At 60.5% G+C, this 25,658-nt stretch carries 27 protein-coding genes; 24 read left to right on the top strand and 3 right to left on the bottom strand.

The genetic code is table 11. From position 1 onward, the window contains the following. Positions 1–8: 8 nt before the first annotated feature. From GSR16_RS06990 to GSR16_RS06975, 4 genes are all read left to right on the top strand, one after another. Entirely contained in the window at positions 9–1,799 is a 1,791-nt protein-coding gene (locus GSR16_RS06990) for a bifunctional alpha/beta hydrolase/class I SAM-dependent methyltransferase (protein WP_159875852.1), read from the top strand. After that, the gene (locus GSR16_RS06985) at positions 1,796–3,124 is read left to right on the top strand and encodes a phosphatase PAP2/dual specificity phosphatase family protein (RefSeq protein ID WP_159875850.1); all 1,329 of its coding nucleotides are present in this window, start codon (positions 1,796–1,798) and stop codon (positions 3,122–3,124) included. Before GSR16_RS06990 ends, GSR16_RS06985 begins: the two co-directional genes overlap by 4 nt. Next, positions 3,114–3,503 (top strand): hypothetical protein, encoded by a 390-nt coding sequence (locus tag GSR16_RS06980; RefSeq protein WP_159875848.1) that lies wholly within the window; start codon positions 3,114–3,116, stop codon positions 3,501–3,503. Before GSR16_RS06985 ends, GSR16_RS06980 begins: the two co-directional genes overlap by 11 nt. Positions 3,504–3,647: 144 nt before the next feature. Further along, positions 3,648–4,229: a LysE family translocator gene (locus GSR16_RS06975; protein ID WP_159875846.1), complete on the top strand. Its 582-nt coding sequence runs from the start codon at positions 3,648–3,650 to the stop codon at positions 4,227–4,229. 1 nt (position 4,230) lies between these two features. On the opposite strand, the gene GSR16_RS06970 is transcribed toward GSR16_RS06975, so the two are convergent. Beyond that, positions 4,231–5,085, bottom strand: coding sequence for a helix-turn-helix transcriptional regulator (locus GSR16_RS06970; protein WP_159875844.1), 855 nt, complete (start codon positions 5,083–5,085; stop codon positions 4,231–4,233). Positions 5,086–5,140: 55 nt separating this feature from the next. Then, positions 5,141–7,642: an EAL domain-containing protein gene (locus GSR16_RS06965; RefSeq protein ID WP_240902620.1), complete on the bottom strand. Its 2,502-nt coding sequence runs from the start codon at positions 7,640–7,642 to the stop codon at positions 5,141–5,143. A gap of 343 nt (positions 7,643–7,985) precedes the next feature. Here GSR16_RS06965 and GSR16_RS06960 point away from each other — a divergent pair, with 343 nt between their 5' ends. From GSR16_RS06960 to GSR16_RS06935, 6 genes are all read left to right on the top strand, one after another. Then, complete coding sequence (locus tag GSR16_RS06960; RefSeq protein WP_159875842.1) at positions 7,986–9,110, top strand: hydrogenase small subunit; 1,125 nt, start codon at positions 7,986–7,988, stop codon at positions 9,108–9,110. Further along, entirely contained in the window at positions 9,110–10,900 is a 1,791-nt protein-coding gene (locus tag GSR16_RS06955; protein ID WP_159875840.1) for a nickel-dependent hydrogenase large subunit, read from the top strand. The genes GSR16_RS06960 and GSR16_RS06955 overlap by 1 nt, the downstream gene beginning before the upstream one ends. Before the next feature lie 195 nt (positions 10,901–11,095). Beyond that, positions 11,096–11,803 carry a Ni/Fe-hydrogenase, b-type cytochrome subunit gene (gene cybH, locus GSR16_RS06950; protein WP_159875838.1) on the top strand — a complete coding sequence of 236 codons (708 nt, stop codon included), beginning with the start codon at positions 11,096–11,098 and terminating at the stop codon, positions 11,801–11,803. Positions 11,804–11,973: 170 nt separating this feature from the next. Continuing rightward, the gene (locus tag GSR16_RS06945; protein WP_045845126.1) at positions 11,974–12,261 is read left to right on the top strand and encodes a HigA family addiction module antitoxin; all 288 of its coding nucleotides are present in this window, start codon (positions 11,974–11,976) and stop codon (positions 12,259–12,261) included. Positions 12,262–12,725: 464 nt separating this feature from the next. Further along, the gene (locus GSR16_RS06940) at positions 12,726–13,001 is read left to right on the top strand and encodes a hypothetical protein (protein ID WP_159875836.1); all 276 of its coding nucleotides are present in this window, start codon (positions 12,726–12,728) and stop codon (positions 12,999–13,001) included. 90 nt (positions 13,002–13,091) lie between these two features. Beyond that, positions 13,092–13,328 (top strand): hypothetical protein, encoded by a 237-nt coding sequence (locus GSR16_RS06935; protein ID WP_159875834.1) that lies wholly within the window; start codon positions 13,092–13,094, stop codon positions 13,326–13,328. 144 nt (positions 13,329–13,472) lie between these two features. Here GSR16_RS06935 and GSR16_RS06930 read toward each other — a convergent pair whose 3' ends face one another. After that, positions 13,473–14,798: a DUF4062 domain-containing protein gene (locus GSR16_RS06930; protein ID WP_159875832.1), complete on the bottom strand. Its 1,326-nt coding sequence runs from the start codon at positions 14,796–14,798 to the stop codon at positions 13,473–13,475. Between the two features lie 283 nt (positions 14,799–15,081). Between GSR16_RS06930 and GSR16_RS06925 the strand changes: the two genes are divergently transcribed. From GSR16_RS06925 to hypE, 14 genes are all read left to right on the top strand, one after another. Next, positions 15,082–15,294, top strand: a complete 213-nt coding sequence (locus tag GSR16_RS06925) for a hypothetical protein (protein WP_159875830.1) — start codon at positions 15,082–15,084, stop codon at positions 15,292–15,294. 155 nt (positions 15,295–15,449) lie between these two features. Next, positions 15,450–16,058 carry a HyaD/HybD family hydrogenase maturation endopeptidase gene (hybD, locus tag GSR16_RS06920; RefSeq protein ID WP_159875828.1) on the top strand — a complete coding sequence of 203 codons (609 nt, stop codon included), beginning with the start codon at positions 15,450–15,452 and terminating at the stop codon, positions 16,056–16,058. Beyond that, on the top strand, positions 16,058–16,381 hold the full coding sequence (gene hypC / locus GSR16_RS06915; RefSeq protein WP_159875826.1) for a HypC/HybG/HupF family hydrogenase formation chaperone: 324 nt from the start codon (positions 16,058–16,060) through the stop codon (positions 16,379–16,381). Before hybD ends, hypC begins: the two co-directional genes overlap by 1 nt. After that, positions 16,381–16,821: a thioredoxin domain-containing protein gene (locus tag GSR16_RS06910; protein ID WP_159875824.1), complete on the top strand. Its 441-nt coding sequence runs from the start codon at positions 16,381–16,383 to the stop codon at positions 16,819–16,821. Before hypC ends, GSR16_RS06910 begins: the two co-directional genes overlap by 1 nt. Next, entirely contained in the window at positions 16,818–17,681 is an 864-nt protein-coding gene (locus GSR16_RS06905) for a hydrogenase expression/formation protein (protein WP_159875822.1), read from the top strand. Before GSR16_RS06910 ends, GSR16_RS06905 begins: the two co-directional genes overlap by 4 nt. After that, on the top strand, positions 17,681–17,905 hold the full coding sequence (locus tag GSR16_RS06900; protein WP_159875820.1) for a rubredoxin: 225 nt from the start codon (positions 17,681–17,683) through the stop codon (positions 17,903–17,905). Before GSR16_RS06905 ends, GSR16_RS06900 begins: the two co-directional genes overlap by 1 nt. Next, a complete protein-coding gene (gene hybE / locus GSR16_RS06895) occupies positions 17,902–18,366 on the top strand; it encodes a [NiFe]-hydrogenase assembly chaperone HybE (RefSeq protein ID WP_159875818.1) in 465 nt (154 codons plus the stop codon). The genes GSR16_RS06900 and hybE overlap by 4 nt, the downstream gene beginning before the upstream one ends. Beyond that, positions 18,363–19,373, top strand: a complete 1,011-nt coding sequence (locus tag GSR16_RS06890) for a hypothetical protein (RefSeq protein ID WP_159875816.1) — start codon at positions 18,363–18,365, stop codon at positions 19,371–19,373. The genes hybE and GSR16_RS06890 overlap by 4 nt, the downstream gene beginning before the upstream one ends. Next, positions 19,366–19,707, top strand: a complete 342-nt coding sequence (gene hypA, locus GSR16_RS06885; RefSeq protein ID WP_205677513.1) for a hydrogenase maturation nickel metallochaperone HypA — start codon at positions 19,366–19,368, stop codon at positions 19,705–19,707. Before GSR16_RS06890 ends, hypA begins: the two co-directional genes overlap by 8 nt. A 72-nt stretch (positions 19,708–19,779) precedes the next feature. Beyond that, complete coding sequence (gene hypB / locus GSR16_RS06880) at positions 19,780–20,820, top strand: hydrogenase nickel incorporation protein HypB (RefSeq protein WP_159875814.1); 1,041 nt, start codon at positions 19,780–19,782, stop codon at positions 20,818–20,820. 3 nt (positions 20,821–20,823) lie between these two features. Beyond that, positions 20,824–23,139, top strand: a complete 2,316-nt coding sequence (hypF, locus tag GSR16_RS06875) for a carbamoyltransferase HypF (RefSeq protein WP_159875812.1) — start codon at positions 20,824–20,826, stop codon at positions 23,137–23,139. A gap of 41 nt (positions 23,140–23,180) precedes the next feature. After that, on the top strand, positions 23,181–23,408 hold the full coding sequence (locus tag GSR16_RS06870) for a HypC/HybG/HupF family hydrogenase formation chaperone (protein ID WP_159875810.1): 228 nt from the start codon (positions 23,181–23,183) through the stop codon (positions 23,406–23,408). Beyond that, a complete protein-coding gene (gene hypD, locus GSR16_RS06865) occupies positions 23,405–24,523 on the top strand; it encodes a hydrogenase formation protein HypD (protein WP_159875808.1) in 1,119 nt (372 codons plus the stop codon). Before GSR16_RS06870 ends, hypD begins: the two co-directional genes overlap by 4 nt. Further along, positions 24,520–25,560 (top strand): hydrogenase expression/formation protein HypE, encoded by a 1,041-nt coding sequence (gene hypE / locus GSR16_RS06860; protein WP_159875806.1) that lies wholly within the window; start codon positions 24,520–24,522, stop codon positions 25,558–25,560. Before hypD ends, hypE begins: the two co-directional genes overlap by 4 nt. The last annotated feature ends 98 nt before the right edge of the window (positions 25,561–25,658 follow it).

Genomic DNA, 25,658 nt, shown 5'->3' with positions numbered 1-25,658 from the left:
TCTCTGCCATGCGACAAGCCCTGGAATCCCGCTTCACCAGTTTCGATGGACAAGCGCTGTTCTACCGCCACTGGCCAGCCATCACCACGCCGGCACAGCGCGCCATCCTGCTATTGCATCGCGGCCACGAGCACTCCGGTCGCTTACAGCATGTGGTGGACGAACTTGACCTAGCAGATACACCGGTATTCGCCTGGGATGCACGCGGCCACGGCCGCAACGACGGACCGCGCGGCTTCAGTCCCAGCATCGGTACCACGATTCGTGATCTGGAAGAGTTTGTCCGTCATCTGCAAGCGGAGCACGGCGTGCGGATTGACCAGTTGATCGTCATTGCGCAAAGCGTGGGCGCGGTACTGGCGGCAAGCTGGGTGCATGATTACGCGCCGCGCCTGCGCGCGCTGATCCTGGCTTCGCCGGCCTTCAAGGTAAAGCTGTACGTGCCTTTCGCTCGCCCCAGCCTGCGCCTGATGCACAAGCTGCGCGGCAATTTCTTCGTCAATTCCTATGTGAAGGCCAAGTTCCTGACCCACGATGCAGAGCGCATCGCCTCCTACAACAGCGACCCGCTGATCACCCGGCCCATCTCGGCCAACATCCTGCTGGCCCTTTACGACACCGCCGAGCGCATCATCGCCGACGCCGGTGCCATTACCGTGCCGACGCAGTTGCTGATCTCCGGCGCGGATTTCGTCGTACACAAGGCCCCGCAGGAAACCTTTTTCCAGAATCTGGGCAGCCAGTGCAAGGAGCGCCACGAGCTGCCCGGTTTCTATCACGACACACTGGGCGAGCGCGACCGCGCACTGGCCTTCGACAAGATGCGCGCTTTCATCCAGCGCGTGGAAGCCGGCGTAGCCAGACCCTCGCTGCTGGCAGCCGACCAGCACGGCTACACTGCCCAGGAATTCAATCACCTGCAACAGCCGCTGCCCGCCCTGTCGCCCAAGCGCTGGAACTTCGCCCTCACCCGCCTGACGCTGGCTACGCTGGGCCGGCTGTCCGACGGCATCCGGCTAGGCTGGCAAACCGGTTTCGATTCCGGCAGCACGCTGGACTACGTTTACCGCAACCAAGCCTCCGGCATCACGCCGCTAGGCCGGCTGGGCGACCGCGTCTATCTGGACAGCATTGGCTGGCGCGGCATCCGCCAGCGCAAACTGCACCTGCAGGAGCTGATCTCGCTGGCCGTCTCGCAATTGGAGCAAGCCGGCATGCCGGTGCGGCTGGTGGACATCGCCGCCGGCCATGGCCGCTACGTGCTGGATGCACTCTCCGGCGACGCCGACCGCGTCGAACACCTGCAACTGCGCGACTACAGCGACATCAACGTCACAGCCGGACGCAAGCTGATCGCGCAACGCGGCTTGCAAGGCAAAGCACGCTTCGATCAGGGCGATGCCTTCGACGGGGCCGATCTCGCCGCACTACAGCCACGCCCCACGCTGGCCATTGTCTCCGGCCTGTATGAACTGTTTCCCGGCAACGCCGGCATTCGCGACTCGCTGGCTGGTCTAGCCGCCGCCGTGCCGGCAGGCGGCTATCTCGTCTACACCAATCAACCCTGGCATCCCCAACTGGAGATGATTGCCCGCACGCTCACCAGCCATCGCGGCGGCAGCGACTGGGTGATGCGACGCCGCACCCAAGAAGAGATGGATCAACTGGTTGCCGCGGCGGGTTTCGAGAAAATCTGCCAGCGCATCGACGAATGGGGCATTTTCAGCGTGACCATCGCGCGCCGCCTGCACGCCACGCCGCACCAGAGGCAAACCGTGCAGGCACAAGCCACGGCATGAGCCCGCCCACCAACCGTCGCCTATGGCCCGAAGCCCTGCAGTGGCTGGCGCTGCTTGGTCCGGCTTTCTTCTTGCTATACGGGGCGGCCAATCACTACGCCGCCAGTCTGCCGCCATCGGCAGTGGGCAATATCGCCATGGACTGGGAACGGCGCATCCCGTTGTGGCCGTGGACCATCCTGCCCTACTGGAGCATCGACCTCCTCTACGGCCTGTCGCTGTTCATTTGCACCAGCCGGGAGGAGTTGCGCCGACATGCGCTGCGGCTGCTGAGCGTCACCGTGCTCTCCTGCCTGCTGTTTGCGCTGTTTCCGCTGCGCTTTGGCTTTGAGCGCCCGCCGCTGAACGGATGGGCGGGCCAGTTATTCACCCTGCTGGCTGGCTTTGATAAGCCCTTCAATCAGGCACCTTCGCTGCACATCAGCCTGCTGACGGTGTTGTGGCTACGCTATGCAGTACACACGCCGCAGCGTTGGCGCTGGCTGCTGCATGGCTGGTTCACGCTGATCGGCATATCGGTACTGACCACCTGGCAGCATCACTTTCTCGACATCCCCACCGGTTTCGCTCTGGGCATCGTCGTGTGTTATCTGCTCCCCATGCCACTGCCGCCTTATAGCCGGGTGGCTGATATCGAACAGACACGCCGCCGCCAGTTGAGCAGGCCTTATGCAGTGGGCGGGCTGGCGCTGACCCTGGCCGCCAGTTGGCTTGGCGGCTGGTACTGGCTGCTGCTTTGGCCGGCACTGAGCCTGATCCTGCTGGCAGTCGGCTATGGCTGCCATGGTGCCGGGGTATGGCAAAAAGTCGCGGGCCAGCACAGGCTGCCCGCACGCTGCCTGTTTCTGCCCTTGACGCTGTTCATGCGGCAGATACATGCCCGGTTGTTGCGTGGACATTCACATGCCAGTTTGATTGCAGACGATGTCTGGATAGGCCCGGCCATTGCTGCCCGTGAAACATGCTTTCACAGCGTGCTGGACCTGGCGGCGGAATACTGCCGTCAGGCACACCCGGCAGCGCACTATGTGGATTTGCCGCTGCTGGATTTACTCCTGCCAGATCGCGCCGGAATGCACAATGCAGTCGCACAACTGGAAACCCTGCGGCATTCCCGCCCAGGCCCGATCCTGGTCCATTGCGCACTGGGCATGAGCCGCAGCGCGGCGGTGATCATGGCCTGGCTGGTGATGACGGGACGCTGTAGCGATCTGGCGCAGGCCAAACAAATCCTGCAGGCCCAGGGCCGCAAGATTGTGCTGTCACCGCAGCAATGGCACTGGATCCAGACCTGTTGCACCCCAGGAGCCGCTCATGCTGCCTGAGACAGCAACCCTCCGCCTGCATGCCGCGGCCTTGCGCAGCACCCGCTGGCTGCTCTGGCCCGGCCCCTGCCTGCTACTGCTGGCCAGTCTTCAGGCTGGCGAATGGCGGCTACAGACCGCTTCCGCCATCGCCATGCTATTGCAAAGCTGGTTCTGCTGGCGCTTGCAATTGGATGCGGCGCTACTGGCAGCACTCGAAAATGCCCCGTCACTGACAGTCCTGGATGACACGATTAATGGCTTGTTTGGCAAAGCTGCAGCAGGACGTGACTTTGGGCAAAGACAACAAGGCATGCGGCGCTTGTTAATCCGCTTCTTCATGACAACAGCCTTGTGCTGGATACTGGCCATCTGCGCCATCATGCTACCCATGGCCTAGCAGAATGCCATCCTTCCCGCTCACCATCCCGGTCGTGGAGGGTGACAACGGACAAGCCCACCGTACAAATGGGTGATTTTGTTCAATACCGCCCAGGCCGGGCAGCCTATCTTCGAACACTCTTCCCATCCATCGAGGATAGACATGCAAGTTTTGCTCTCCATGGCCGCCTTTGCGCTGGCCGCTTCCATTTCTCCTGGCCCGGTGAATATCGTGGCATTCGGCTGCGGTGCCAGTCATGGTTTTCTGCCCAGTCTGCGTCATGTCAGTGGTGCCACCATCGGCTTTACCATTCTGTTTCTGCTGACCGGACTTGGCCTTGCCGAACTGCTCAACGGGTTGCCAGCAGCCGCCCGGCTGATCCAGTACGCCGGCGTCGCTTTTTTGCTGTACCTGGCCTGGAAGCTGGCCAGCGACCAAGGCGAACTGGGAGACGCAAGACAACGGCCATCATTCCGGCACGGTGCGCTGATGCAATGGCTGAATCCCAAGGCCTGGCTGGCCTCACTGGCCGGCATGGGTGCTTTTGCCAGCCATGGCGATGCCCTGCTGGTATGGCGTTTTGCCGCCATCTATTTTGTCATCTGCTACCTGTCGATTGCCTGCTGGGCCTGGGCCGGCGCACGCCTGCAACAGCATCTGCGCCAGCCGGCACGCATGCGCTTGTTTAACCGGCTGCTGGCATTGTTACTGGCCGGCAGCGCGCTATACCTGCTGCTGGATTGATTCAGCCAACACTGCGACAGTACTGACCGGGCGTGGCGGCCACCAGCCGCTTGAAGGTGCGCTGGAAATGCGCCTGATCGGCAAAGCCCAGGGTCTGCGCGACCTGGGCGATGGACTGGCCGCTACGCAGCAGTGTCTTGCCGCGCCTGATGCGCCTATCCAGCAGATATTCATGCGGCGTCATGTGGTAGCGCTGGCGGAAGGCGCGGATCAAATAGGAGGCGGATAAGGAGGACGCGGCGCAGATGTCCTCCAGCCTCAGGTCTGAGGCGTATTGATCGTCAATGAACTCAGCCACCCGCTGCAGCCGCCGGTGCTGCTCCGTGCTGCCGGGCGTCACGGTGTGCAGCCGGGTGTGCAACTGAGCGAAGAAGCTTGTGGCCGCTTCCTGCTTGCCCAGCGTGGCATAGTCCGCGCTCAGGCAGCGGGCCACCAGTTGCTGCAGGTCACGGAACAGCGCGGCATCCTCGCTCAAACGCGGGGAAAAACAGTGAAAATCCTGATTGGCGCTCAGCCCAATCTCATGCTGCAGCTGCGCCAGCCAGGCGGTATCCACATACAGCATGTGGTAGGACCAGGCCTGATTGGCAATCGGGTTGCAGGCATGCACTTCACCGGGGTTCATCAACACCACGCTGCCATGCGCCACCTGATAGCGGTCTTGCAGACTCAGATAGCTGCTGACACCGCCGGTGATGGCACCAATGGAAAAATGCTCGTGGGAATGGCGGGCGTAACAGACCTGGCGCCCATCCTGCACGGTGCGGATTTCCAGGAAGGGCAAGGCAGGGTCGCGCCAGAACAAGGGAGTGTGCTGGGTGTTGGTAGCGGCGTGGTCAGCAGATAGACGGGGCATCCGCTCAGCATAACGTAGCGACCGTCTGGCCGCTACGTTAATCATGCCGTGTGCATCAAAGCTGCTGTGCGTGCAGCAGGCCCTCGAAGATATCGGCCGGAACCGGCTTGCTGAACAGATAGCCCTGGCCGCAATTGCAACCTTGCTCCACCAAAAACTGACGCTGTTCGTCCAGCTCCACTCCTTCGGCCACCAGGTCCAGCCCCAGGCTGCGGGCAATCGAGATGATGGCCTGGGTGATGGCGGCATCGTCGCGGTCCTGGTGCAGGTCCATGATGAAGCTCTGGTCGATTTTCAGGCCGCGCACCGGCAGGCGCTTGAGATAGGACAGGCTAGAATAACCAGTGCCGAAATCGTCAATGGAAAGATAGATGCCCAGCGCCTGCAGCCGGTGCAGCACTTCCACCATGCCACTGTCTTCATCCATGGCCACGCTTTCGGTGATTTCCAGCTCCAGCGCGCTGCTGGGCAGGTCATAGCGTTCCAGCATACTGGCTACGGTATCGACAATGCTGGAATATTTCAGCTGCCTGCCAGACACATTCACTGCAATGCGCCCTTGCAACAGCCCGGCATCACGCCAGCGGCGGATGGAGGCACAGCTGCTATCCAGCACCCACTCGCCAATGCTGGTAATCAGCGAACTTTCTTCGGCAATCGGAATGAACTGGGCGGGTGAAATCAGCCCCATGTCCGGGTGCCGCCAGCGCAACAAGGCCTCGGCACCGATAATGCGGCCGGATGACAGCTCCACCTTGGGCTGATACCACACCTCCAGCTCGTCCTGCGCCAGTGCGCGGTGCAGGCTGTATTCCATTTTCAGCCGTTCTATCGCCCGGGCATTCATGTCCGCCGTGTAGAACTGGAAATTGTTCTTGCCGCGCTCCTTGGCCCGGTACATGGCGGTGTCGGCATTCACCAGCAGGGCATCGGCCATGGCACCGTCTTCCGGGAACATGCTGATGCCAATGCTGGCAGAAATGAACACCCCCTGCCCGGCCACGGTGGATTCGGCGGAAATGGCATCCAGAATGCTCTGCGCCCGGCTGGCCACCTGTTGTACGGTAACGATGTTTTCCAGCAGCACGGTGAATTCATCACCGGACAGCCTGGACACGGTGGACAGGCTGGGCGCAATGCGCTGCAGCTCGCTGGCAATACGCACCAGCAACTCATCCCCGGCATGGTGGCCCAGGGTGTCGTTTACCATCTTGAAGCGGTCAAGATCGATAAACAGCAAGGCAAAGCGGCGATCATACTGGCGCGCTTGCTCCACCGCCGACTGCAGTTTTTCGATGAACAGGGTGCGGTTGGGCAGGCCGGTGAGCGCATCATGGTTGGCCAGAAAATGCAGCCGTTCCTCGGCCTGCTTACGCTGGGTGATATCGGAAAAAACCGCCACGTAATGCAGGCACTCACCAAGCTCGTCCCGGATGGCGGTAATGCTGAGGTGTTCGGTGTACAGCAGGCCGTTCTTGCGGCGGTTCACCACCTCGCCTTGCCAGGAGCCATCATTGCGCAGGCAACGCCACAGGTATTCGTAGAACTCGGGCGACTGTTTGCCGGATTTGAGCAGCGCCGGCGTCTTGCCGATGGCCTCTTCGCGGCTGTAACCGGTGATGCGGGTGAATGCCGGGTTGACCGACTGGATAAAGCCATTGCCATCCGTAATGACAATGCCTTCCATGGTGGCTTCAAACACCTTGTCCGCCAACAGCAGGCTTTGGCGCGACTGAATCAGCGCCTCATCGCGCTCGCGCAGCGCACCGTGCAGTTCCAGCAGGAATTCGTGCTCTATGCTCTGGATGATTTCCCGGAAGCCAACAATATGCACCAGCCGCTCTTCGGCATCAAAAACTGCCAGATGGCGGATTTGGTGCTGCAAGATCACGCGCCGGGCCTGCAACAGGCTGGTGCTGACCGAAACCCCGATCACCGGGCGGGTACAGATTTCGCCCAGTTCGGCATGACCACGGCCAGAAGCCACCAGCCCCACGACGTCGCGCTGGGTGAGAATGCCATAGCTGCCATCGGCAAACTGCACGCCAATAGCGGTCAGTTCCTGCTCACGCATGTTGCCCAGTGCTGCCGCCAGGCTATCACTGGACTGCAGCACCACGGCGGGGCGGGCCTGAATGCCATCCAGCCGTTTCAGGCCGAGAAAGGCCTCGGTCCCCTGACACAGCACGACATCGGACAACGATACCAGCCCGATAACTTCACCCTGTTTTTCCACCAGGGCGTGACGGATGCAATTACTGCGAAAGCGCCCCACCACATCGTGCACGCTCATGTGATGCGGCATGGTCACCACCGGGGTACTCATAACGTCTCGTATGGGCAGGCAGCGGGAAGCCTCGTCGGTCAGGTCGATCGACAGCGCATCGGTTTCGGTCCAGATACCAACGGCCTGTCCGGGAGCGGAGAACACCACGATGGAGCCGCAGCCGCTCTCCATCATCATGGCTGCCGCTTCGTGAACCAGGGTCTCCGGTGTGCAACTGAGAATATCAGTCGAGGCAATTTGCTCTATGGGCTGCATCAGCGGAGACATCATCGAACACCTGTAAGCGATTTACTGTTCATTACAGCAGCATTATACATTTTCTACTTAATACCCTATAGCTGACATCAGCATTTTATTCATGGCGCATGCCAGCGTTTTATTTTCCACTTTGCCGCAAAACTGCAAACAAAGTTTACAGCACATTTTCCAGGCTGCATGGCAAACCCCTGTTTTAACAATATTTTTCATGCCGATAACCCTGGCACGGAAATTGAAAACCAGGAACAGGTTGCAACACAGCCAGCCTGTCCGGACAGATCACTAAAAACGCAGATCCGGCACAACAAGAAAACACACATAATGCCATATGCATGGCATGGAGGAGCGTAAACACATGGAGACTTTCTATCAAGCCATGCGTCGCCAGGGCGTGACACGGCGCAGCTTTCTGAAGTTCTGCAGCCTGACCGCCACCTCGCTGGGCCTGGGCTCGGCTTTTGTCCCCCGCATTGCCTACGCACTGGAAACCAAACCGCGTGTGCCGGTGATCTGGCTGCACGGCCTGGAATGCACCTGTTGTACCGAGTCCTTCATCCGCTCGGCACACCCGCTGGCCAAAGACGCCATCCTGTCGCTGATCTCGCTGGATTACGACGACACCATCATGGCCGCTGCCGGTCATCAGGCCGAAGCCATTCTTGACGACCTGATCAAGAACCACAAAGGCAATTACATCGTGGCCGTGGAAGGCAACCCGCCACTTAATGAAGACGGCATGTACTGCTTCCCCGGTGGCGAACCCTTTGTGGAAAAACTCAAGCGCGTATCGGCCGATGCCAAGGCGCTGATCGCCTGGGGTTCCTGTGCCAGCTGGGGCTGTGTGCAGGCCGCCAAGCCCAACCCCACCCGCGCCACCCCGGTACACCAGGTGATTCTGGACAAGCCGGTGATCAAGGTGCCGGGCTGTCCGCCGATTCCGGAAGTGATGGCTGCCGTCATCACCTATATGGTGACCTTCGACAAGATTCCGGAACTGGACCGCCAGGGCCGGCCCAAGATGTTCTACGGCCAGCGCATCCATGATAAATGCTATCGCCGCCCGCACTTTGACGCCGGTCAGTTTGTCGAGAACTGGGACGACGAGGGCGCGCGCAAGGGCTACTGTCTGTACAAGATGGGCTGCAAAGGCCCCACGACTTACAACGCCTGTTCCACCGTACGCTGGAACGACGGCGTGTCCTTCCCCATCCAGTCCGGTCACGGTTGTATCGGCTGTTCGGAAGAAGGCTTCTGGGACAAGGGTTCCTTCTACGACCGTGTCACCTCGATTCCGCAATTCGGTGTGGAAGCCAATGCCGACAAGATCGGCTTTGCCGTGGCCGGTACCGCCGGGGCGGCCATTGCCGCCCATGCCGCCGTCAGCGCCATCAAGAGCACCATGCTGAAAAAGCAGGACCTGCAGCCGCTGGATGCCGCCGCACCCGCCGAGAATAAAGACAAGAACGAGGAGAAAGTCTGATGTCCTACCAGACCCAAGGTTTTACCCTGGATAATAGCGGCCGCCGCGTGGTGGTGGACCCGGTCACCCGTATCGAAGGCCATCTGCGCTGCGAAGTGAACATCGACAGCAACAACATCATCACCAATGCCGTGTCCACCGGCACCATGTGGCGCGGCCTGGAAGTGATTCTCAAGGGCCGCGACCCGCGTGACGCCTGGGCCTTTGTCGAGCGCATCTGCGGGGTATGTACCGGCACCCACGCACTGACCTCGGTGCGCGCGGTGGAAGACGCGCTGAAGATCAAGATTCCGGACAATGCCAACCTGATCCGCAACCTGATGCAGGCCACGCTGTATGTGCATGACCACCTGGTGCACTTTTACCATCTGCATGCGCTGGACTGGGTGGACGTGGTGTCCGCGCTCAAGGCCGACCCGAAAAAAACCAGCGAGCTGGCACAGAGCATTTCCGACTGGCCGCTGTCCAGCCCCGGTTATTTCCGTGACCTGCAATCGCGGCTGAAGCGCTTTGTCGAATCCGGCCAGCTGGGCCCCTTCCGCAATGGCTACTGGGGCCACCCGGCGATGAAACTGCCGCCGGAAGCCAACCTGATGGCCGTGGCCCACTATCTGGAAGCGCTGGATTTCCAGAAAGACATCGTCAAGATCCACACCATCTTCGGTGGCAAGAACCCTCACCCCAACTGGCTGGTGGGTGGCATGCCCTGCGCCATCAATATCGATGACGTGGGCGCGGTGGGTGCCATCAATATGGAGCGGCTGAATCTGGTGTCCAGCATCATCGACCGCACCATCACCTTCTGCGAGCAGGTTTACATTCCGGACGTGATCGCCATTGCCGGCTTCTACAAGGACTGGGCGTCCATCGGCGGCGGCCTGGCCAGCCAGAGCGTGATGTCCTACGGCGACTTCCCCGACCATGCCAATGACTACAGCGAAAGCAGCCTGCTGCTGCCGCGTGGTGCCATCATCAACGGCAAGTTCAACGAAATCCACCCGATCGACCTGTACGCCCCGGATGAAATCCAGGAGTTCGTCACCCACAGCTGGTACAGCTATGGCGACGACAGCAAGGGCCTGCACCCCTTCGACGGCATCACCGCGCCCAAATTCGAACTGGGTGCCAATCACAAGGGAACCAAGACCCGTATCGAGCAGCTGGACGAATCGGCCAAGTATTCCTGGATCAAGTCGCCGCGCTGGAAGGGCCACGCCATGGAAGTAGGCCCGCTGGCACGCTACCTGATTGGCTACCACCAGAACAAGCCGGAGTTCAAGGAGCCGATCGACAAGCTGCTGCACACGCTGGGCGCACCCAAGGAAGCCTTGTTCTCCACCCTGGGCCGTACCGCCGCACGTGCGCTGGAGTCGTCCTGGGCGGCCAACAAAATGCGCTACTTCTTCGACCGCCTCATCACCAATATCAAGAATGGCGACACCGCGACTGCCAATGTGGAGAAATGGGACCCAGCCAGCTGGCCGGCAGCCGCCAAGGGCGTGGGCTTTACCGAAGCCCCGCGCGGCGCGCTGGGCCACTGGCTGAAGATTGCCGACACCCGCATCGACAGCTACCAGTGCGTGGTTCCCACCACCTGGAATGCCGGTCCGCGTGACGCCAAGGGCCAGATCGGCGCATACGAAGCCTCGCTGATGGGTACCAGGATGGCGGTGCCGGATCAGCCGCTGGAAATCCTGCGCACCCTGCACAGCTTCGACCCCTGCCTGGCCTGCTCCACCCATGTGATTGGCGAGGACGGCGGCGAGCTGGTAAGTGTGAAAGTACGTTGAGTTCGTCGCGTCCGTCCGCCCGGCGGCACCCCCTGCCAGGCAAACGGCACGACGATTGACCAGTCGGCATGGCCCTGCTCCCCCCGCAGGCCGTACCGGCGAACTTCCTGATCGTCCGCCACGCTGGCCGGAGTGCCCATCACTCCCGGGATGGCCGGCAGCGTGGCGGTACGGCGGGAAAACAGGAGATTCAACATGAAAAGCTACGGCTTCGACGGCAACGCCCCGCAGGGCATAGGCCGCAAGGTCACGTCGGTTTATGTATACGAGGCACCGGTACGCCTGTGGCACTGGGTCACCGTGCTATGCATCATCACCCTGTCGGTCACCGGCTACCTGATCGGCAAACCCTTGCCTTCGGTTCCGGGTGAGGCCACCTTCAACTTTGTCATGGGCTATATCCGCTTTGCCCATTTCACCGCTGGCTACATCCTGGCCATCGGCCTGATCGGCCGTCTGTACTGGGCGCTGGTGGGTAATCACCATGCGCGCGAGATCATTCTGGTGCCGGTATGGGACAAGAGCTGGTGGAAGGAATTTTTCTTTGAAGTGCGCTGGTATCTGTTCCTGGAGCGCTATCCGAAAAAATACATCGGCCACAACCCGGTGGGACAAATCGCCATGGCCACTTTCCTGTGGGCGGCGGTGTTCATGTGCTTTACCGGCTTTGCCCTGTACGGCGAAGGCCTGGGCACCAAGAGCTGGGCCTACCAGGGCTTTGGCTGGGTGATCTCCGCCTTTGGCGGCAACAGCCTCACCGTGCATAACTGGCACCGGCTGGGCATGTGGTCCATCCTCCTGTTCGTAATGATTCACGTGTATGCAGCCATCCGCGAGGACATCATGTCCAAGCAGAGCATGGTGTCGACCATGATCAGCGGTTTCCGCATGTTCAAGGACTAGCCCAGGAAAACGTCAGCGCCTGCTTGCCGGACTCAGCCTACTGTCTGCATCGGCGCGCCTTGTCACTGACGTTTTCATTTTCCTGACAAGACCGCGGGATTCGTCGAACTGCCGCCAGCACACGCTGGCGGCAAAGCAACGCAGCCCAACACTCCATCCCGACCAACACCATGTCCACTCCGCTCGTCAGTGCCCGCACCCCGCTGCATCCCGGCCGCTTTCTGGACAGCCGCTTTCTGGCACCCTCCGGCATGAGCCAGACCGATGCCGCACGGCGGCTGGGCATCTCGCGGCGCAGGCTCAACGAACTGATTGGCGGCAAGCGCGGCATCAGCCCGGATACTGCCATCCGGCTGGCCTGCGTGTTCGGCCAGGACGCACAGTTCTGGATGGCGCTGCAAAGCGCCTGGGACCTGGCGCAGGCCCGCCGCCAGCTAAGGCAAGCACGTCGCGTTTAAACCTTGCGTCGCAGCTGATGCAAGCTTGCACTGCGTTGCCATCCACGACCCGTGCTCGTACACCATGCCCCGCCTGGCCCCGCTCGCCTTACCCCCATGTTTCTTGCCTTCCCACCCGCAGCACTAGATAATCCCCTCCGTGCCGTTCAATAGCGGCACCGGGATTGGCGTCCCGAGCTTCCCGGACTGCTACGCGCTTGCGTACCAGTCCGCACACCATTGCTTTGCCTTTTTTATGGCGGGCCATGGTGGGAGCCTCTTTTGAGGCGCCGGGAAGGAAGCCGGTAACGCCAATCCCGCCATGCGCCTGCCACCCGCGATTGGCGTCGTAGGGAGCAGATTCCAGCTGCTTTCTGGAGCCTTCTGATGCGTATCTTCCTATCCTGTATTGCACCGCTTACCGGCTTAAGCAGGTCTTCCACCACCCCGTCGTTGCTCTATATACCATCTCAGGAGCAACGCCCATGACACACCAAACCACCACACCCGTCCTCCCCCTGATGCGCCAACACATCGTACTGCTGCAAGCCATGCTCCAGCAGGACCGCTTTGCCGCGCTGCGCAGCCCGGCGCAGGAGTTGGCACGTGGTTTTGATCAGCTGGAATCCGCATTGCGGGAGCAGGCCCAGACGCTGGAGGCGGTGTTGGCCTTGCTTGCCCTGCACCCGTCTGATGCCTATCGCAGGCACTTGATGCAGGGCTTGCTGGGTTTGCAGCAACAACAGCAATTGCTGGCTTAAACCCGCGTAGTCACCCGTGCAGAACAGCCCGGCTATTTAATGGATAGGCGGGCTGTTGGCTTGAGGCTTTTTATTCAATAGCGGCGTGCCTTGCATCCGGTCCCGGAAAACGTCCGTATCATCATCGACCTGATCAGCCTGAGTGCCACCATCAAGCTGGTGGAAGCCTACGGCGGCAACAACTGCCTGGAACTGGGCCATAACGCCACCGTCAACAAGGTGCTGGTGCCTAAATACCGGCTGTGTGACAGGAGGATTGAGGAAATTCTGGATAAGGAGGATGACCTTGCACCACCAAGTGATACCGGGCAAGTATCGTTGCTCTGAATAAAAAATGGCCCGAACAGGGCCATTCTCACTTCGACTTAACTATTCCAACGGCTCACACAATCAACAGAAAAACTAAAATACTCCATTTTTTTCAACAACCTAAAGCAAGCTTTATTATTAAAAAACCCTAAAACAATTAAATCACACTTCAAATTCCACAAATTTACTTTCAACTTCACCATACTCTTCGCATATGATTTTAATGATAACACTATGCTTACCACTAAATAAGAAACACATCTTGTATCTATCAGAAAAAATCTTACTTCGCGTATGAAGCAACTCATCCATCTTAATGGTAACCTTTCCACCATCTAACCACATATCCCAATCCCTATTAATTTTTGGCATTTTGGGGATAATACTTGCACTCGGGGAGATCGCCGACCTTGCATTAAATAGATTATCTAAAATACCTTGACGTTTCTTGTCATACAAATCCAAGCCTCCCACTCTAGCACCATAATATTTAGCCCTAGCACGCTCCAGAGGATTTTTCGGAATAGGACTTACTGGCATCGAAAATTCTTTATTACCATCAAAAACAAAAATGCCAGGCGAAAACACAACATCCACATAAAGATTATTAGCCTTCGACGTACCCACATTAGAGACTTTAATAACAAGTGGCATCGAGTTATTTTTTATTTTGAAAATTCTCTCACATTCACTATTATATCTATCCAACTCATCTTGCTCCGGAATTGAATTATTATACAATTCCAAGTCATCGCCTGAAACGTAATCTCTTAGAAATAGATCCACATCTTCAGGCCCAATAGGCACCACCATTTCAACTGGCACATAAGAAGATAAGGCACCATCAAAAGCAGGGGGCTTCACCATCACATCTATGATCGGTGACTTTAATGATAGCTTTGACTCCAACTCCATCAACCTATCTCTCAAATCTCTATTTTCCTTACTCAAAGCTGTTAATTCATTCGACAAAGCCTCTTCATTTCCTGCATTACTGCCTCTAACCCATCCAATGCCAGGCTTTTGCATGATTTGCTTCATCAATGAGATAGAAACACTCTTAACAAGCTGATCTTTTGTCTCCCAAAACTGAGCCATTTTTGAGTTAGTCAACACCATTTCTCTAAATTTACAAATCTCTGAAAGATCATCATCTCTCTTCTCTTTTGACAATGGCACTGTATCGTTCATAACAAAAGCAAGGATTGGTATTTTTTTCTCCAAAGCATATTGATATTCCTTCTGAGTAAAGCTAATACCATCAGATGTTTTTGTTCCATACCTCAACCCGAGAACAAGAATATAATAATCACTAACCTCAATTGTTCTTCTTATAATTTCCCACTGATCCTCATCCTCTGCACTGAACATTTCCATGCCAATTGGAATATTATACATCTCCAACACAGCCTTAATAATGCCTTCTCGCTCATCCACCAAGTCAGAATACGTCGAGCTAAGAAACACCTGATATTTAGTAGCTTTCAAAACATTTTCCTTTCAATGTACATAAATACAATTTCACAAGCTCACACCCTATCAAAACAACCCTAATTTCCAAAACAAAATCCACACCCAATTACTCACAAAAGCCTTAAGAAACAACCAGCAATTATTGTAGCCATATAACCTTATCATTAAAAGCAGCCACATTAAAATCACTCCCTACCGTGATCCTGCTGTGCCCGACGCTTGTACCAAACCCCTTCCCGATCTTCCCTCCTCCTAACTTTCCCTACGATTTGCCTCATGTCCTGCATGAGGAAATATCGTGTCCCGCACCATCAATCTGATCGTCATCCACTCCTCCGCCAACCCCAATGGCAAGGTACTTGGCTCTGCGTCCAGGACTGCCGCAGCCTGCATTGACCAGTGGCATGCCCAACGCAGTTTTCACCGCCAGCCGGCCGCCATTCCCGAATCAGCCATGTCCATTACCGGGAACGCTTCCATTCACGGCAGCTACCTGATCACTACTGGTTAGATGGTTTGCACTTTTACTTTCCATTTGCCAGGTCTATGTCCTTGCATTACGTATGGAATAAGCGCCAAACCTCTGATCCAGCACATATTCCCTGCAAGTCCGGCACTGGCATGAATCTTGATCTGTAACCCACTCCGTTACAGGGCCATCACAGCATGCAAACCGACAACATCATCATCATGGGGCTGGGCAATCTGCTCTGGGCTGACGAAGGCTTTGGCGTTCGCGCCGCCGAGCAGCTGTTTGCCCGCTATCAGTTACCTGCCAACGTCGACGTGGTGGACGGTGGCACCCAAGGCCTGTTGCTGCTGCCCTATGTGGAAGCAGCGGACCGGCTGATCCTGTTTGACGCCATCGACTTTGGCCTCACGCCCGGCACGCTCAAGGTGTACCGCGACGATGCGGTGCCGGCCTATCTCACCGCCAAGAAAATGAGCCTGCACCAGACCGGCTTTTCCGAGGTGCTGGCGCTGGCCGATCTCAAGGGCAATCTGCCGGTGGATATCGTGCTGATCGGCGTGCAGCCGGTGCAACTGGAAGACTATGGCGGCAGCCTGACCAACGCGGTACGCGCGCAGCTGGAACCGGCCATCGCGCTGGCCGTGCAGCAGTTGCAGGACTGGGGCGTCAGCCTGTCACCCCGCCAGGACGGAGACCGGCTGAATCACGCCAGTCTGGACATGCAGCGCTATGAAGACGAGCGCCCGTCCGCCGAACTGGCCTGCCGCATCGGCGACGACCGCGTGCTGCAAGGAGAAGGCTGATGTGTCTGGGCATTCCCATGCAAGTGGAACGCTGTCACGAACTGGTGGCCGACTGTCAGCACGCCGGGCAATGGCAAACGGTGGACCTGTCGCTGGTGGGCGCGGTACAGCCCGGTGACTGGCTGCTGGTATTCATGGGCGCGGCACGCGAGGTGCTAAGCGCCGAACGTGCAGCCGACATCCTGGATGCGCTGGCTGCACTGGATGCCGCCATGAATGGCCGTTTCGACCCGGCCATCCACCTGGCCGATCTCAACCAGCGCGAACCGCAACTGCCGCCGCATCTGCAAGCCCAATTCGATGCACAAAGGAAACCCTCCTGATGGACTCCCAGCAAGACATTCTGCTGCAGCGGCTGGCCTTCACCAGCTACATGCAAACTGATGCCGCCAGCCTCGACAGCCTGGCAAGTGCAACGCAAAACCTGATCGTGATGCTGAATGCCGACCCGGTGAAATATCCCGAGGTGCTGGACAATGTGGTGATCGTGCCGGAAGTTCTGCGCGAATTCCCCGCCGACACCTTCCGCGTGGCCTATGCCGACCTGCCGGCCAGCCAGGCCATCGCCAAACGCTTTGGCATCCTGAAATTCCCGGCCCTGCTGTTTCTGCGGCAGGGTGAATACGTGGGCATCATCGCCGGTCTGCAAGACTGGCCGGACATCGTGCACAGCTTTGCCGACAAGCTGACCGCCCCCACCCGTCGCCCGCCCTCGGTCGGCATTCCGGTCACCAGTGCCAGCAGCGAGAAAGGTTGCGCATGAACATCAAACCCTTCCCCGTCGCCGTGGTGGGCCTGGGCCCCGGTTCGCAACCGGAAGACCCGGACCTGGCCTACATGCCGCTGCCGCGTGAAATCGACAGCTTCGACCAGCCCTCCCTGCCCACCTCGGAAGAGGTGGAACACCTGCATGCCGCCAAACAGGTGATTGCCGAGCTGATTACCCAGTTGCAAGGCTACAAGGGCGATGCCGAGGTTTACCCGGTGCAGGACATCAGCCAGCTTGACGCCGCCAACCGTCAGCTGATCAACCAGCTACTGGGCGAAGGCGAAGTGTCCTGTCGGGTGAAGCTGCTGGACGGACGCGAACTGGACATGCAGGAATCGGTATTCGCCGGCATCTGGCGTGTACTGGAAAGCAGTGCCGATGGCCAGCTGCTGGCCGACCGCATTGAAGCCTGCCCGATTCCCGCCGCCGTATGGCAGGCCGCTCGCGCGTTTGGCAAAGGTGAGCTGGACATCCCCACCCTGCCCGACCAGCTGATGAACGCCGGGCCGGTACTGACCGAAATTGCCGCCGCCATGCAAAACCCCGGCAGCGAGGCCCATATCATCAACTTTTCCTTGCTGCCGATGAGCCCGGCCGACATGGACTGCCTGGATGCCATCCTGGGGCCGGGCAATAGCGGGGTGTTTTCCCGTGGCTATGGCAAATGCCGCATCATGGCCACCTCGCTCGCCAATGTCTGGCGCGTGCAGTACTTCAACGGCATGAACAGCATCTTGCTGGATACGCTGGAAATCACCCGTATTCCGGAAGTGGCCTTGGCCTCGGAGGACGATCTGGCTGACTCGCTGGACCGCCTGCAAGAAGCATGGCAGTGGTTGCAAGGGGAATACTGATGGACGGGCGCTTCGAAGGCTCCTATCTGGGGCGCGACGCCAGCCTTGCGGACGATGCACGCATGGAATGCAAGATCTGCTGGTGGGTGTACGACCCGGCCCAGGGCGACGATGTGTGGCAGATTCCGCCCGGCACGCCGTTTTCCGCCCTGCCGGACCACTGGCGCTGCCCGGTGTGCGATGGCGCACGTGACCAGTTCATGGTGCTGGACACACCGGCATGAACCCTGCCCAGACCCCCGGCCCCGGGCTGGAAAGCCTGTTCCGCCAGATTGCCGACACACGCATGCAGGGCATTCCCATCCTCAATCCGGCGCTACAGGTGCAAGCCATCGGCTTCCGGCAGTGGGACGGCCCACACGGCCAGCTATGGGTGGGCGTGCTGCTGACCCCCTGGTTCATGAACCTGTTGCTGCTGCCCGCCGCAGCCGACAGCCTGCCGCCGGTGCCACCCGGGGGCGAGGTGGTGGTGCCACTGCCGGGTGACGCCCTGCCCTTCATGGCTGGGCATGAAGCCGCACTGGGCGACTACCGGCTGTGCTCGCTGTTTTCGCCGGTGCTGCAATTTGCCGATCAGGCCAGCGCCTGCAGCACGGCAGAAGAAGTGCTCAAGCTATTGTTTCCACCGGCACAGCCCGCCGCACCGGATATGTCGCGCCGCCGCCTGTTTGGACTGGGCCGATGACAGCCGATCAGATCCGTATTCATCTGAGCCAGAACAAGGACAGGAGCGCTGCCGTCAGCGTAAGCTGGCCACGCCGTGAAGCCGAGCGGCTGTTCATTGGCCAGCCCGCTGCGCAAGCCATTGCCATGACCCCGCTGCTGTTTTCCCTGTGCGCCCAGGCCCAAAGCCTGGCCGCCAGACTGGTACTGCAGCAGGCAGGCGGGCAACACGCCAGGGCAAGCGATGCCGAGCGTGCCACGCTGACACTGGAAGCCACGCGCGAAACCCTGCGCAAGCTGCTGCTGGACTGGTCGCAGGCATTTGACGGCGCACCGGCGGCGGCACAGTGGACCGCTCAATGGCGAACCGCACAGGACTTGCCTGCGCTGCGCAAGCTGGCCGAAGCCTTTGTCTACGGCGAAGACTGCCAGCACTGGCTGCAACGCGGGGAAGACGGCTGGCTGGACTGGTTGATGCATGGCGATACCGCCCCGGCGTGCTGGCTGCGCCTGCTGGATCAGGCACAGCCCGGCTGTACCCTGCTGCCACCGCTTGGCGCAGGCATGCTGGCCGACAATCTGGCCGACTGGCTGCGCCCCGGCGGGCCGGTGTGGCAGGGACAAGCGCGCGAGGTGAGCGCACTGGCGCGCGAGGCGGAGCAACTGCCCGGCTTGCTGCAACAAGGTCTGTACCCGCGTGCACGGCTGCTGGCCCGGCTGCTGCAACTGGCGCGCTGGCTGAATGGCAGCCAGCTGCAAGCCAGCGCCGCCAGCCTGCCCGATGGCGCACTGGCGCTGGTGGACACCGCACGCGGGCCGCTGCTGCATCTGGCGGCACTGGATGAAAATGGCCGCATCAGCCGTTACCGGGTGCTGCCGCCCACGCTGTGGCATGCGCACCCGGAAGGGGTATTGCGGGTAAGCCTGGGTTTTCTGGCGGCAGCGTCTGACGCAGAATGGCAGCGCCAGATCAGCCTGATCGACCCCTGTGTGGCATACAGTGTGAGCAAGGAAACCGAATATGCATGAAATGTCACTGGCCGAGGGCATCATCCAGTTGCTGGAAGGCCAGGCTAAGGCCCAGGACTTCCAGCGGGTAAAACAGGTATGGCTGAGCATAGGCGAGCTGGCCGGGGTGGAAGTGGAAGCACTGGATTTTTGCCTGGAAGTGGTCAGCCGCGACACGCTGGCCGATGGCGCACGCTTTCACTTTGTGCGCCAGCCCGGTGAAGGCTGGTGCCTGGCTTGCAGCCAGCAGGTGGCCATCCACGCCCGCTTCGATGCCTGTCCGCTATGCGGCAAGCATCAGGTGCAAGTGACCGGTGGCGATGAAATGCGCGTCAGCGAACTGGAAGTGGAATAAGCCCCGCACCATGAATACCGGCCAGCGGCCACAGGCCGCAGCCATCAGAATGAAAAACAAGGAGAGGCAGCAATGTGTACCGTTTGCGGCTGCAGCAAAGGCAATGTCAAGATTGAAGGCCGGACTCCCGGCGGCGTGAAGTTTCCCTATCGTCCGCACCATGCGCACTCTCATGATCATGGCCATTCCCACGACCACGACCACGACCACGACCACGACCACGACCACGACCACGACCAGCATCATCATGCCCAGCCCGTGCCAGCCGCAACGGCGCACGCTGGGCAGGAATACCAGCCCACGCTCAGCCAGCAGGCGGGCGGTGCGGCGCTGCATTACGGTCAGGGTGCCGCCCATGCCCATGCGCCGGGCCTGAGCCAGGCGCGCATGGTGAAGATAGAGCAGGACATCCTGTCCAAGAACGATGGCTATGCCGCGCAAAACCGCCAGTGGCTGCGCGACCGTGGCATTTTTGCGCTCAATCTGGTGTCCAGCCCCGGTTCGGGCAAAACCACCCTGCTGGCCGAAACCATCCGCCAACTGGGCAGCGACACCCTGGTGTACGTGGTGGAAGGCGACCAGCAAACCAGCAACGATGCCGAGCGCATCCGCGCTGCCGGCGCGCCCGCCATCCAGATCAACACCGGCAAGGGCTGCCATCTGGACGCCCACATGGTGGGCCAGGCGCTGGAACAGCTGAACCCGGCCGATGACAGCCTGTTGCTGATCGAAAACGTGGGCAATCTGGTATGCCCGGCGGCTTTCGATCTGGGTGAGGCGCACAAGGTGGCCATCCTGTCCGTTACCGAGGGTGAGGACAAACCGCTGAAGTACCCGGACATGTTTGCCGCCGCCGACATCATGCTGCTGACCAAGATCGACCTGCTGCGTCATCTGGATTTCGATGTCGACGTATGCATTGCCAACGCCCGTCGCATCAACCCCAAAATCAAGGTTTTGCAGCTGTCCAGCAAGAGCGGCGACGGCATGGACGTATGGGTGGACTGGCTGCTGCTGGAAATGAACGATGCCCAGTTGGTAAAACAGCGCGAAGTGGCCCGCCTGCGCCAGCAGATTGCCGCACTGGAACAACAGCTGCAGGAGCGCCGCTGAATCATGCCGACACAACGCTTGCGACTGGCCATCCGCGGCCGGGTTCAGGGAGTGGGCTTCCGCCCCTTCATCTGGCGTACCGCCCAGGCGGAAGGCCTGTCCGGCTTTGTACTCAACACCGGAGAAGGCGTCACCATCGAACTGCAGGGCAGCAGCAGCCAGCTGGATGCCTTCCAACTGCATCTGCAACAGGATTTGCCGCCGCTGGCCCAGATCGACAGCATGCAGCAAAGCCTGCTTGACCCGTTGCCGGATGAAGACGACTTTGAAATCCGCAGCAGCAGTGGCAGCACCACCCAGGCCCGTCTGCCGGCAGACAGCGCCACCTGTCCGGCCTGCCTCGCCGAGCTGTTCGACCCGGCCAATCGCCGCTATCGCTACGCCTTCATCAACTGTACCGATTGCGGCCCGCGCTACACCGTTACTCACCGCCTGCCCTACGACCGCGCCAACACCAGCATGCTGCCCTTTTTGCTGTGTCCGTCCTGTCGCAGCGAATACCAAAGCCCGCACAGCCGCCGCTTTCATGCCGAGCCCACCGCCTGTCCGGACTGCGGCCCGCAGATGCAACTGACCGACCGCTTTGGCATCTCTCTCAATGGTGATCCGCTGCATGGTGCCTGGCAGATCCTGCGCATGGGCCGCAGCATTGCCATGAAAGGGCTGGGTGGTTTTCATCTGGTATGCGATGCCACCAATCCGGAAGCAGTAGCGCGGCTGCGCCAGCTCAAGCATCGCCCCGGCAAACCGCTGGCGGTAATGGCACTGAATGTGGAATCGGTGCGGGCATTTTGTGAAGTCAGCCCGCAGGAAGCCGCCTGGCTGCAACGCCCGGAACGGCCCATCGTGCTGCTGCAAAAAAAACCGGAAGCCGACCAACTGATGCCGGACATCGCACCCGGCATTGCCGCCATCGGCGTGATGCTGCCCTATACCCCGCTGCAATGGCTGCTGTTTCACGAAGCGCTGGGCCGACCGCAAGGTGAGCAATGGCGCGAGCAAGCCTGTGAGCGCATCTGGGTGATGACCAGTGCCAATCTGTCCGGCGAACCGATTGTCACCAGCAATCAGGAAGCGCGCGAACGGCTGAACAAGGTGGCCGACGTGTTCCTGCTGCACAACCGCAGCATCGTCACCCGCTGCGACGACAGCGTACTGGCATTGCAGGACGATCAGCCGCTGTTCTACCGCCGGGCGCGCGGCTTTGTACCAGACCCGCTGCCACTGGCCGATAGCGGGCCGGACGTGCTGGCGCTGGGCGCTTACCTCAAGACCACCGCCACCGTGCTGCGCGGCGACGAAGCCTTTGTGTCGCAACATGTGGGCGACCTGGACCACCCGCTTAGCTGCGAAGCACTGGAACAGACCGCCCAGCACCTGCTGGACCTCACCGGCGTCAGCCCGCAGGCCATTGCCTGTGATTTGCAGCCGGACAGCTTTTCCAGCCAGTTGGCGCAGCAATGGTCGCAACAGCTGGGCATTCCCTTGCTACCGGTACAACACCACCATGCCCATCTGGCCGCTGTCATGGCCGAACAGGGCCTGCAAGGCCCGTTGCTGGGGCTGGCGCTGGACGGTTACGGCCTGGGCAAGAACGGCGGTGCCTGGGGCGGCGAGCTGATGATGCTGGAAGGTGCCAGTTGCGAGCGCATCGGCCACATCACCCCCTTGCCGCTGCCCGGTGGCGACAAGGCCGCCCGTGAACCATGGCGCATGGCCGTGGGCTTGTGGCACAGGCTGGCCGGCGAGCTGCCCTTGCCGCAGCACCTGAGCGAGCGCCCCGGCCTGCCCATGCTGTTGCGCCAGCTGGAAACCGGGCTCAACTGTCCAGACACCACCAGTATGGGGCGCTGGTTTGATGCAGTTGCCGGCCTGGCCGGCATCTGTCCGGAGCAAAGCTTCGAGAGCGAGGCCGCGCAAAAGCTGGAGGCGCTGACTGCACCCTGCGCACCGCTGGCCGGCGGCTGGCAAGTGTCTGCAGCCAATTTGCTGGACCTCACCCCGCTGGCACGCCAGCTGCTGCAACTGACCGACCCGCTTGCCATTGCCAGCCTGTGGCATGCCACGCTGGCCCATGCACTGGCAGACTGGGCCAGCCAGGCTGCCAGCACTACCGGCATGCGCCAGCTGGTACTGGCCGGTGGCTGCTGTGCCAATCGCCAGCTGTTGCAACAGCTGCTGCCGCTGCTGGCCGCTGCCGGCCTGCAGGTCTACACCGCCCGCAAACTGCCGCCCAATGACGGCGGCCTGAGTCTGGGCCAGGCCTGGGTGGCGCGGCAACGCCTGCTGCAGAGCAATGCACCGGACACCTTGTCCTGAAACCCGCACCTGCGCAAACACAATAACAAGGAGAAACAACCATGTGCCTGGCCATGCCGGTAAGAATCAGCCAGCTGCTGCCCGAGGAGATGGCAGTGGTGGATATGGACGGTGTCAGCCGTGAAGTATCGGTCGCCCTGATCGACGCCCCGCAGGAGGGCGATTACGTCATCCTGCATGTGGGTTACGCCATCGGCAAACTCGATGCCGAGGAAGCCGCCCGCACCCTGGCCTTGATGGACCAATTGGCAGCGGGGGAGCAGGCATGAAGTATGTAGACGAATTCCGCCGCGGCGACATTGCCCGTGGCATGGCTGCGCAAATCAGCCGTCTGGTGGACCCGGCGCGCGAATACCGGCTGATGGAGTTCTGCGGCGGCCACACCCACGCCATCGCCCGCTACGGCCTCACCGGCTTGTTGCCGGACAATATCAGGCTGATCCACGGCCCCGGCTGTCCGGTGTGCGTGCTGCCCATCGGCCGGGTGGATTCCGCCATCGAGCTGGCGCTGCGTCCGGATGTCATCCTGTGCAGTTATGGCGACACCCTGCGCGTGCCGGCATCAAACAAGATGAGCCTGTATCAGGCGCGCGCCAAGGGCGCGGACGTGCGCATGGTGTACTCCACCAATGACGCGCTGCAGATTGCCCGTGACAACCCGCACAAGCAGGTGGTGTTTTTTGCCATCGGCTTTGAAACCACCACTCCGCCCACTGCGCTGGCACTCATCCAGGCGCGGCAGGAAAAGCTGGCCAACTTCAGCGTGTTCTGCAACCACGTACTCACCCCGCCCGCCATGCGCCATCTGCTGGCAGCGGGTGACGCGGTGCAGCTGGACGGTTTCATCGGCCCCTCCCACGTCAGCACCGTCATTGGCAGCGCGCCCTATGCGGCAGTGGCCGAGGAGTTTGCCAAGCCGGTGGTGATTGCCGGTTTCGAACCGCTGGATGTGCTGCAGGCGGTGGCCATGCTGGTGGAGCAGATCAACCAGGGCCGTACCGAGGTGGAAACCCAGTTCAGCCGCGCCGTCACCCACGAAGGCAATCAGAAAGCCCGCGAGCGGGTGGCGCAGACCATGACGCTGCGCGACAGCTTTGAATGGCGCGGCCTGGGGCAAGTACCGCACTCTGCGCTGGCCATTCACCCGGACTTTGCCGAATTTGATGCCGAGCTGCGCTTTGCCCTGCCGTATCGCCATGTGCCGGACCACAAGGCCTGTGAGTGCGGTGCCATCCTGCGTGGCCAGAAGCAACCGCAGGACTGCAAGGTATTCGGCATTGTCTGCACGCCGGACAACCCGCTGGGCTCCTGCATGGTGTCCAGCGAAGGGGCCTGTGCCGCCCATTACCACTATGGCCGTTTCGTACAGGGAGCCACGGCATGAGCAAGCCCTACACCCGTCCGCTCGACCTCAAGCACGGTCTGGTCAACCTTACCCACGGCAGTGGTGGCCGCGCCATGGCCCAGCTGGTGAGCGAGCTGTTTGCCGCCGAATTTGCCAACGACTGGCTGGCGCAGGGTAATGACCAGGCCATCCTGCCGCCACCTGGCGGACGCATTGCCATTGCCACTGACAGCCATGTCATTTCGCCCTTGTTCTTTCCCGGTGGCGATATCGGCAGCCTGGCGGTGCATGGCACAGTGAATGACCTGGCCATGGGCGGTGCCACGCCCCTGTACCTGTCCGCCGGTTTCATTCTGGAAGAAGGCCTGCCGCTGGCTGATCTGGCGCGCATCGTGCGCTCCATGGCTGCCGCTGCGCGCGCGGCCGGAGTGGCCATTGTCACCGGCGACACCAAGGTGGTGGAACGCGGCAAGGGCGATGGCGTGTTCATTTCCACCACCGGCGTGGGCGTGGTGGCAGACGGGGTGAGCCTGTCCGGCGATCAGGCCCGTCCCGGCGATGTGATCCTGCTGTCCGGCACGCTGGGCGATCACGGCATGGCGGTGATGTCACAGCGCGAAGGGCTGGGCTTTGCCAGCCCCATCCTGTCCGACAGCGCAGCCCTGCACACGCTGGCTGCCGCGCTGCTGGCTGCCAGCCCCGGCCTGCGCCTGATGCGCGACCCCACCCGTGGCGGCCTGGCCACCACGCTCAACGAAATCGCCCAGCAGTCCGGCGTGGGCATGCGCCTGCAGGAATGCGCCATTCCGGTACAGGCCAGCGTGCGCGCCGCCTGCGAATTTCTGGGATTGGACCCGCTCTACATTGCCAATGAAGGTAAACTGGTGGCCATCTGCCCGGCAGCAGAGGCGGCGGCGGCACTGGCCGCCCTGCAAGCCCACCCGCTGGGACAGCAGGCGGCCATCATCGGCGAAGTGGTGCATGACGCCCACCAGTTTGTGCGGGTGCAGACCGATTTTGGCGGCGAACGCCTGCTGGACTGGCTGAGCGGCGAGATGCTGCCACGCATTTGCTAAGCCCGTGTCCGCTAGCGCAAACAACAATAATTCGCCGGGCTTGCCAGCCCGCACCGTACCGAACACACCGCATAGAACACATTTTGGGGAATAACAAC

The organism is Aquitalea denitrificans (genome assembly GCF_009856625.1).
Classification (GTDB): Bacteria; Pseudomonadota; Gammaproteobacteria; order Burkholderiales; family Chromobacteriaceae; genus Aquitalea; species Aquitalea denitrificans.
Note: the sequence above shows the minus strand (reverse complement) of the source record. Positions and strands in the feature narration are given on the sequence as shown.